The organism is Mesorhizobium sp. M0051 (assembly GCF_040323235.1).
GTDB lineage: Bacteria > Pseudomonadota > Alphaproteobacteria > Rhizobiales > Rhizobiaceae > Mesorhizobium.
In genome coordinates this window covers 18,918-27,200 of sequence record NZ_JAMYUT010000049.1, presented here as the reverse complement: position 1 = coordinate 27,200, position 8,283 = coordinate 18,918, and the positions used below count along the sequence as shown (strand labels likewise).

Annotated in this window: 18 protein-coding genes; all 18 read left to right on the top strand. The window is 61.3% G+C overall.

What is annotated here, in order from left to right:
* Positions 1-197: EF-Tu C-terminal domain-related protein (locus tag NKJ90_RS31495; protein ID WP_483237938.1), on the top strand; the 197-nt coding region annotated here is incomplete at its 5' end.
* 63 nt (positions 198-260) lie between these two features.
* A complete protein-coding gene (rpsJ, locus tag NKJ90_RS31490) occupies positions 261-569 on the top strand; it encodes a 30S ribosomal protein S10 (protein ID WP_010909272.1) in 309 nt (102 codons plus the stop codon).
* Between the two features lie 61 nt (positions 570-630).
* On the top strand, positions 631-1,353 hold the full coding sequence (rplC, locus tag NKJ90_RS31485) for a 50S ribosomal protein L3 (protein ID WP_023757978.1): 723 nt from the start codon (positions 631-633) through the stop codon (positions 1,351-1,353).
* Entirely contained in the window at positions 1,353-1,973 is a 621-nt protein-coding gene (gene rplD / locus NKJ90_RS31480; RefSeq protein WP_023757977.1) for a 50S ribosomal protein L4, read from the top strand. Before rplC ends, rplD begins: the two co-directional genes overlap by 1 nt.
* A complete protein-coding gene (locus tag NKJ90_RS31475) occupies positions 1,970-2,263 on the top strand; it encodes a 50S ribosomal protein L23 (RefSeq protein ID WP_023757976.1) in 294 nt (97 codons plus the stop codon). The genes rplD and NKJ90_RS31475 overlap by 4 nt, the downstream gene beginning before the upstream one ends.
* Positions 2,264-2,286: 23 nt before the next feature.
* A complete protein-coding gene (gene rplB / locus NKJ90_RS31470) occupies positions 2,287-3,120 on the top strand; it encodes a 50S ribosomal protein L2 (RefSeq protein WP_027026960.1) in 834 nt (277 codons plus the stop codon).
* Between the two features lie 16 nt (positions 3,121-3,136).
* Positions 3,137-3,415 (top strand): 30S ribosomal protein S19, encoded by a 279-nt coding sequence (gene rpsS / locus NKJ90_RS31465; protein ID WP_006205463.1) that lies wholly within the window; start codon positions 3,137-3,139, stop codon positions 3,413-3,415.
* 2 nt (positions 3,416-3,417) lie between these two features.
* Positions 3,418-3,807 carry a 50S ribosomal protein L22 gene (gene rplV, locus NKJ90_RS31460; RefSeq protein ID WP_006205462.1) on the top strand — a complete coding sequence of 130 codons (390 nt, stop codon included), beginning with the start codon at positions 3,418-3,420 and terminating at the stop codon, positions 3,805-3,807.
* Positions 3,807-4,532, top strand: a complete 726-nt coding sequence (rpsC, locus tag NKJ90_RS31455; RefSeq protein ID WP_023672753.1) for a 30S ribosomal protein S3 — start codon at positions 3,807-3,809, stop codon at positions 4,530-4,532. Before rplV ends, rpsC begins: the two co-directional genes overlap by 1 nt.
* A 27-nt stretch (positions 4,533-4,559) precedes the next feature.
* Positions 4,560-4,973 carry a 50S ribosomal protein L16 gene (gene rplP / locus NKJ90_RS31450; protein WP_013531427.1) on the top strand — a complete coding sequence of 138 codons (414 nt, stop codon included), beginning with the start codon at positions 4,560-4,562 and terminating at the stop codon, positions 4,971-4,973.
* Positions 4,974-4,986: 13 nt separating this feature from the next.
* Complete coding sequence (rpmC, locus tag NKJ90_RS31445) at positions 4,987-5,187, top strand: 50S ribosomal protein L29 (RefSeq protein WP_006205459.1); 201 nt, start codon at positions 4,987-4,989, stop codon at positions 5,185-5,187.
* An 11-nt stretch (positions 5,188-5,198) separates the two neighbouring features.
* A complete protein-coding gene (rpsQ, locus tag NKJ90_RS31440) occupies positions 5,199-5,438 on the top strand; it encodes a 30S ribosomal protein S17 (RefSeq protein ID WP_010909280.1) in 240 nt (79 codons plus the stop codon).
* A gap of 83 nt (positions 5,439-5,521) precedes the next feature.
* On the top strand, positions 5,522-5,890 hold the full coding sequence (rplN, locus tag NKJ90_RS31435; protein WP_006205457.1) for a 50S ribosomal protein L14: 369 nt from the start codon (positions 5,522-5,524) through the stop codon (positions 5,888-5,890).
* Between the two features lie 12 nt (positions 5,891-5,902).
* Positions 5,903-6,217: a 50S ribosomal protein L24 gene (gene rplX / locus NKJ90_RS31430; protein ID WP_013531428.1), complete on the top strand. Its 315-nt coding sequence runs from the start codon at positions 5,903-5,905 to the stop codon at positions 6,215-6,217.
* A complete protein-coding gene (gene rplE / locus NKJ90_RS31425) occupies positions 6,210-6,809 on the top strand; it encodes a 50S ribosomal protein L5 (protein ID WP_013531429.1) in 600 nt (199 codons plus the stop codon). The genes rplX and rplE overlap by 8 nt, the downstream gene beginning before the upstream one ends.
* 27 nt (positions 6,810-6,836) lie before the next feature.
* Positions 6,837-7,142 (top strand): 30S ribosomal protein S14, encoded by a 306-nt coding sequence (gene rpsN, locus NKJ90_RS31420; protein WP_010909282.1) that lies wholly within the window; start codon positions 6,837-6,839, stop codon positions 7,140-7,142.
* Positions 7,143-7,154: 12 nt separating this feature from the next.
* Entirely contained in the window at positions 7,155-7,553 is a 399-nt protein-coding gene (gene rpsH / locus NKJ90_RS31415) for a 30S ribosomal protein S8 (RefSeq protein WP_013531431.1), read from the top strand.
* Between the two features lie 92 nt (positions 7,554-7,645).
* Positions 7,646-8,179: a 50S ribosomal protein L6 gene (rplF, locus tag NKJ90_RS31410; RefSeq protein ID WP_023757973.1), complete on the top strand. Its 534-nt coding sequence runs from the start codon at positions 7,646-7,648 to the stop codon at positions 8,177-8,179.
* The last annotated feature ends 104 nt before the right edge of the window (positions 8,180-8,283 follow it).

Here is an 8,283-nt window from a genome sequence, read left to right as displayed (position 1 = left end):
AGTTCTACTTCCGCACGACCGACGTGACCGGCATCGTGTCGCTGCCGGAAGGCACCGAGATGGTGATGCCGGGCGACAACATCACCGTCGATGTCGAGCTGATCGTGCCGATCGCCATGGAAGAGAAGCTGCGCTTCGCCATCCGTGAAGGCGGCCGCACCGTCGGTGCCGGCATCGTCGTCACCATCAAAGAGTAATTTGGACTTAAACCGATCTGTCGCGGGCGCTGCCCGCGCCGCGCCAGAACAAGGAAGTGACGCATGAACGGACAGAATATCCGCATCCGCCTGAAGGCGTTTGACCACCGCGTGCTCGACGCCTCGACGAAGGAAATCGTGTCGACGGCCAAGCGCACCGGTGCCAACGTCCGCGGCCCCATTCCGCTGCCGACGCGGATCGAAAAGTTTACGGTCAACCGGTCGCCTCACGTCGACAAGAAGAGCCGCGAGCAGTTCGAGATGCGCACGCACAAGCGTCTGCTCGACATCGTCGATCCGACCCCGCAGACGGTCGATGCTTTGATGAAGCTCGATCTGGCCGCCGGTGTCGACGTCGAGATCAAGCTCTAAGGGAATGAGAGCGCGGTAAGGGGCGGTGCCCCTGGCCCGGAACTCTAAAGGAATTGAACCGATGCGTTCAGGTGTGATTGCAAAGAAGGTGGGAATGACCCGCATCTACAACGATGCCGGGGAACATGTTCCCGTCACCGTTCTCCAGATGGAGAACTGCCAGGTCGTGGCCCAGCGCACGCAAGAGAAGAATGGCTACACCGCCGTTCAGCTCGGCGTTGGCCTTGCCAAGGTGAAGAACACGTCGAAGGCGATGCGCGGCCATTTCGCGACCGCTTCCGTCGAGCCGAAGGCGAAGGTCGCCGAGTTCCGCGTCTCCGCCGACAACATGATCGACGTCGGGGCCGAGATCACCGTCGAGCACTTCGTCGCCGGCCAGAAGGTCGATGTGACGGGCACGACGATCGGCAAGGGTTTCCAGGGCGTCATCAAGCGCCACCACATGGGTGGTGGCCGCGCGACGCACGGTAACTCGGTCTCGCACCGTACGCACGGTTCGACCGGCCAGCGCCAGGACCCGGGCAAGGTGTTCAAGGGCAAGCATATGGCTGGCCACATGGGCGACACCCGCGTCACCACGCAGAATGTCGAGATCGTCTCGACCGACGCCGACCGCGGCCTGATCCTGATCCGCGGTGCGGTTCCCGGATCGAAGGGCGCCTGGATCCTGGTCCGCGATGCGGCCAAGGTGGCACTGCCGGCCAATGCGCCGAAGCCTGCCGCGATCCGCGCCGTTGCGGCAGCTGCTAAGAACGAGGCTCCGGCCACAGAGGGAGCGGAATAATGGATCTCAAGATCACAACGCTTGGCGGCAAGGACGCCGGCAAGGTGAAACTCTCCGAGGAGATTTTCGGCCTTGATCCGCGCGAGGACATCCTGCAGCGCGTCGTGCGCTGGCAGCTCGCCAAGAAGCAGCAGGGCACGCACAAGGCCAAGGGCCGCGCCGAGATCGCGCGTACCGGCGCCAAGATGTACAAGCAGAAGGGTACGGGCCGCGCCCGCCACCATTCGGCACGCGCTCCGCAATTCCGCGGCGGCGGCAAGGCCCACGGCCCGGTCGTTCGCAGCCACGAGCACGAACTGCCGAAGAAGGTTCGCGCTCTCGGGCTGAAGCATGCCCTCTCGGCCAAGGCCAAGAGCGCGTCGATCATCATCATCGACGAGCTGAAGCTGACCGAGGCCAAGACGAAGGCGCTGATCGCGAATTTCGCGACGCTGGGCCTGACCAACGCCCTGCTGATCGGCGGTGCCGAGCTTGACAAGAATTTCAAGCTCGCAGCGACGAACATCCCCAACATCGACGTGCTGCCCATCCAGGGCATCAACGTCTACGACATTCTGCGCCGCGGCACGCTGGTCCTTTCGAAGGCCGCCGTCGAGGCTCTCGAGGAGCGCTTTAAATGACCGACCTTCGTCATTATGACGTGATCGTCTCGCCGGCGATCACCGAAAAGTCGACCATGGCCTCCGAGCAGAACCAGGTCGTCTTCAACGTCGCCAAGAAGGCGTCGAAGCCGGAAATCAAGGCCGCCGTCGAAGCGCTGTTCGGCGTCAAGGTGATGGCCGTGAACACGCTTGTCCGCAAGGGCAAGATCAAGCGCTTCCGTGGCACGGTTGGCCGCCAGAGCGACGTCAAGAAGGCGATCGTGACGCTGGCAGATGGCCAGTCGATCGACGTCGCGACGGGTCTCTGAGCAAGGCGGCGAGGACAACAAACATGGCACTGAAAAAATTCAACCCGGTAACGCCCAGCACCCGTCAGCTGGTCATCGTCGACCGCTCCGGCCTCTACAAGGGCAAGCCCGTCAAGGGTCTGACCGAAGGCCTGACCAAGTCGGGCGGCCGCAACAACCACGGCCGCATCACCGCCCGCTTCATCGGCGGTGGCCACAAGCGTTCGTACCGCATCATCGACTTCAAGCGCCGCAAGTTCGACGTTGTCGGCACGGTCGAGCGCATTGAATACGATCCGAACCGCACCGCCTTCATCGCGCTGATCAAGTATGACGATGGCGAGCTGTCCTACATCATCGCTCCGCAGCGTCTGGCTCCCGGCGACAAGATCGTCTCCGGCGAAGCGGTCGACGTGAAGCCGGGCAATGCGATGCCGCTGGCCTCGATGCCGGTCGGCACCATTGTCCACAACATCGAGTTGAAGCCGGGCAAGGGCGCTCAGGTCGCCCGTTCGGCCGGTGGTTATGGTCAGCTGGTCGGTCGTGACCAGGGCATGGCGATCCTGCGCCTCAACTCGGGCGAGCAGCGTGTCGTTCACGGCTCTTGCATGGCTACTGTCGGCGCCGTGTCCAATCCGGACCACGGCAACATCAATGACGGCAAGGCCGGTCGCACGGTCTGGCGTGGCAAGCGTCCGCACAATCGCGGCGTGACCATGAACCCGGTCGACCATCCGCACGGCGGCGGCGAAGGCCGCACTTCGGGCGGCCGCCATCCGGTTTCGCCTTGGGGCAAGCCGACCAAGGGCAAGAAGACGCGGTCCAACAAGGCGACCGACAAGTTCATCCTGCGCTCGCGCCATCAGCGCAAGAGCTAAGAAGAGGTAACGCCAAGTGACTCGTTCGATTTGGAAAGGCCCCTTCATTGACGGCTACCTTCTCAAGAAGGTGGACAAGGTTCGTGAAGGTGGTCGCAATGAGGTGATCAAGATGTGGAGCCGTCGCTCCACCATCCTGCCGCAGTTCGTCGGCTTCACCTTCGGTGTCTACAACGGCCAGAAGCATGTTCCCGTCTCGGTGAACGAGGACATGGTCGGTCACAAGTTCGGTGAATTCGCTCCGACCCGGACCTATTACGGTCACGGCGCGGATAAGAAGGCGAAGAGGAAATAATCATGGGCAAGGCCAAAGCTCCGCGCAGGCTTGCTGATAACGAAGCGCGCGCCGTGTTGCGCACGATCCGTATCAGCCCGCAGAAGCTGAACCTGGTTGCCGCGCTGATCCGCGGCAAGAAGGTCGCGACAGCGCTTTCCGATCTCGAATTTTCGGCCAAGCGGATTTCCGGCACGGTCAAGAAGACGCTGGAATCGGCAATCGCCAACGCGGAAAACAACCACGACTTGGATGTCGATGCACTGATCGTGGCGGAAGCCTATGTCGGCAAGTCGATCGTCATGAAGCGGTTCCATGCCCGTGGCCGTGGTCGCGCCAGCCGTATCGAGAAGCCGTTCTCGCACCTCACGATCGTCGTTCGTGAAGTCGAAGAAAAAGGGGAGGCCGCATAATGGGCCAGAAAGTCAATCCGATCGGTCTTCGCCTCGGCATCAACCGCACCTGGGACTCGCGCTGGTTCGCGAACACCGGCGAGTACGGCAAGCTGCTGCATGAGGACATCAAGATCCGCAAGTATCTCGAGAAGGAGCTCAAGCAGGCTGCCATCTCGAAGGTCGTGATCGAGCGTCCGCACAAGAAGTGCCGCGTCACCATCCACGCCGCGCGCCCGGGTCTGATCATCGGCAAGAAGGGCGCCGACATCGAGAAGCTTCGCAAGAAGTTGATGGAGATGACGAAGTCCGAAACGCACCTCAACATCGTTGAAGTGCGCAAGCCGGAAATCGACGCGACCCTGGTCGCCCAGTCGATCGCTCAGCAGCTTGAGCGTCGTATCGCGTTCCGCCGCGCCATGAAGCGCGCCGTTCAGTCGGCCATGCGCCTCGGTGCCGAAGGCATTCGCATCAACTGTGCCGGCCGTCTCGGCGGCGCCGAGATTGCGCGCATGGAATGGTATCGCGAAGGCCGCGTGCCGCTGCATACGCTGCGTGCTGACGTCGACTACGGCACTGCCGAAGCGCACACCGCTTATGGCATCTGCGGCGTCAAGGTCTGGGTGTTCAAGGGCGAGATCCTCGAGCACGACCCGATGGCTTCGGAGCGTCGTGCGACCGAGGGCGATGCTGCGCATGGCGGTGGTGGTGATCGCGAACGCGGTCGTCGTCGCGAAAACGCCTGAGACATTTAGGAATTTGGAGTTAGAACGATGCTGCAGCCAAAGCGCACAAAGTTCCGCAAGCAGTTCAAGGGCCGTATCCATGGTACCGCAAAGGGCGGCACCAATCTGGATTTCGGTGGTTTCGGGCTGAAGGCGCTTGAGCCGAACCGCGTTACCGCGCGCGAGATCGAGGCGGCACGCCGCGCGATCACGCGTGAAATGAAGCGCGCTGGTCGCGTCTGGATCCGTATTTTCCCGGACGTGCCGGTCACTTCGAAGCCGACCGAAGTCCGCATGGGTAAGGGCAAGGGCGCGGTCGACTACTGGGCGGCGCGCGTCAAGCCGGGCCGCATCATGTTCGAGATCGACGGCGTCAATGAAGAAACCGCCCGTGAGGCACTGCGTCTCGGCGCGGCCAAGCTCTCGGTCAAGACGCGCTTCGTGCAGCGCATCGCAGAATAAGGACGGGCTGATCATGAAAGCCGAAGACATCCGGACCAAGACCCAGGACCAGCTGACCGACGACCTGGCCAGCCTGAAGAAGGAGCAGTTCAACCTGCGCTTCCAGAAGGCCACCGGCCAGCTTGAGAAGACCGCGCGCGTGAGACAGGTCCGTAAGGACATTGCGCGTATCAAGACCATCGCTGCGGAAAAGTCCGCGGCTAAGAAGGCTTAAGGACGAAAACCATGCCAAAGCGCATTCTGCAGGGCACCGTCGTCAGCGACAAGAACGAGAAGACGGTTGTCGTCAAGGTCGAACGGCGCTTCACGCATCCCGTGATGAAGAAGACCGTGCGCATGACCAAGAAGTACAAGGCGCACGACGAGAACAACGCCCACAAGGTTGGCGATCAGGTGTTCATCCAGGAATCGAAGCCGATTTCCAAGGACAAGCGCTGGATCGTCGTGTCTTCGGACCAAGCCTGACCTCGGGCGTAAACAACGAATTTTGGACAGACCGGGGAGGGGCTTTGAGCCCATCCCGTTAGAAAAGAAGAAGGCGGCCAGTCATGATTCAGATGCAAACAAACCTCGACGTCGCGGATAATTCCGGCGCCCGTCGTGTCATGTGCATCAAGGTGCTGGGCGGCTCGAAGCGGAAATACGCTTCCGTGGGCGACATCATCGTGGTGTCGATCAAGGAAGCCATCCCGCGCGGCCGCGTGAAGAAGGGCGATGTGATGAAGGCGGTCGTGGTTCGCACGGCCAAGGACATCCGCCGCCCGGACGGCAGCGTGATCCGTTTCGACAAGAACGCGGCCGTTCTCGTCGACAACAAGAAAGAGCCGATCGGCACGCGTATCTTCGGACCGGTTCCGCGCGAACTCCGCGCCAAGAACCACATGAAGATCATCTCGCTCGCGCCTGAAGTGCTGTAAGGAGCCGGACCAATGCAAAAGATTAGAAAAGGCGACAAGGTCGTCGTGCTGGCCGGCAAGGACAAGGGCCGTTCGGGCGAAGTCCTCTCGGTACAGCCGAAGGAAGACACCGCGCTGGTGCGCGGCGTCAACATGATCCGTCGTCACCAGAAGCAGTCCCAGTCCCAAGAGGGCGGGATCATCACCAAGGAAGCGCCGATCCAGCTGTCGAACATCGCGCTGGCCGACCCCAAGGATGGCAAGCCGACCCGCGTCGGTTTCATCTTCCAGAAGGACGGCAAGAAGGTGCGCGTCGCCAAGCGCTCGGGAGAAGTCATCAATGGCTAAGGCTCAAACCACGAAGCCCAAGGCTGAAAGCAAACAGTCCAAGGCCCAGAACACGCCGCGCCTCAAGCAGGTCTACAACGAGACCATCCGCAAGGCGCTGCAGGAACAGTTCGGCTACGACAACGAGATGCAGGTTCCGCGCATCGACAAGATCGTGCTGAACATGGGCGTTGGCGAAGCGACCGCCGATTCGAAGAAGCCTTCGATCGCGGCCGAAGACCTGGCGATGATCGCCGGCCAGAAGGCCGTCGTCACCCGCGCCCGCAATTCGATCGCCGGCTTCAAGGTCCGCGAGAAGATGCCGATCGGCGCCAAGGTCACGCTGCGCAAGGAACGCATGTACGAGTTCCTCGACCGCCTCGTGAACATCGCACTGCCGCGCGTCCGCGACTTCCGCGGACTGAATCCGAAGAGCTTCGATGGCCGTGGCAACTACGCCATGGGTATCAAGGAACACATCGTGTTCCCGGAGATCAACTACGACAAGGTTGATCAGATCTGGGGCATGGACGTCATCGTTTGTACGACTGCGAAGACGGACGACGAAGCCAGGGCATTGCTCAAGGCCTTCAACTTCCCCTTCCGCCAGTAACGGCAGCGAGAAAAGGAAAAATCTGAAATGGCAAAGACCAGCTCAGTCGAGAAGAACAACAGGCGCCGCAAGCTTGCCGACCAGTACGGTCCCAAGCGGGCTGCCCTCAAGGCGATCATCATGGATCAGTCCAAGCCGATGGAGGAGCGCTTCCGCGCTCAGCTGAAGCTTGCTGCCCTGCCGCGCAACTCGGCCAAGATCCGCATCCGCAACCGCTGCGAAGTCACCGGTCGTCCGCGTGCCTACTATCGCAAGCTCAAAGTATCGCGCATCGCGCTTCGTGATCTCGGCAACAACGGCCAGATCCCGGGCCTGGTCAAGTCGAGCTGGTAAGGAGGACATAACATGTCATTGAGCGATCCTCTCGGCGATATGCTGACCCGCATCCGCAACGCGTATGGCCGCAAGAAGTCGAGCGTTTCGACGCCGGCTTCGCGCCTGCGCACCCGCGTCCTCGACGTGCTGAAGGCTGAAGGCTATATCCGCGATTACAGCCAGACCGACTTCGACAACGGCAAGTCCGAAATCGAGATCGAGCTGAAGTATTTCGACGGCGCGCCGGTCGTGCGCGAAATCGCCCGCGTCTCGAAGCCAGGCCGCCGCGTCTATGTTTCGGCCAAGTCGATTCCGCAGGTCGCCAACGGCCTCGGCATCGCCATCCTTTCGACACCGAAGGGCGTGATGGCCGACCACGAAGCGCGTGAACAGAACGTCGGCGGTGAAATCCTCTGCCAGATCTTCTGATCTGGCGTGTGATCGGAAAAAGTGGAATCCGGTCTTCGGGATCATCCCCGAAGACCGAGACCTGAAACAAGAGAAGTGACGAGGACAACAAAATGTCTCGTATTGGAAAGAAACCCGTTTCGCTGCCGCAGGGCGTGACCGCGACCGTCAACGGCCAGACCGTGACGGCGAAGGGCCCCAAGGGTGAGCTGAAGTTCGTGGTGAACGACGAAGTTCTGGTCAAGATGGAAGGCAGCGAGATCTCTGTCCAGCCGCGCGACCAGACCAAGACCGCCCGCTCCAAGTGGGGCATGTCGCGCACGCAGATCGTCAACATCCTGCAGGGCGTCAAGGACGGTTTCGAGAAGAAGCTCGAGATCACCGGCGTCGGCTATCGCGCGGCACTTCAGGGCAAGAACCTGCAGCTGGCACTTGGCTTCAGCCATGACGTCGTCTACGAGACGCCGCAGGGCATCACGATCACCGTGCCGAAGCCGACCGAAATCACCGTGGCAGGCATCGACAAGCAGCAGGTCGGCCAGGTTGCGGCCGAAATTCGCGAATACCGCGGCCCCGAGCCTTACAAGGGCAAGGGCGTCCGTTACGCTGGCGAGAAGATCGTCCGCAAGGAAGGCAAGAAGAAATAGTCGTGAATGGTGAATGGTGAATGGTGAAATGGCAGTAGGGTAGAGCAGGGGCCGGGTGGCACTCCGCTTCTACCGTTCACCATTTTTCCATTCACCATTCACTG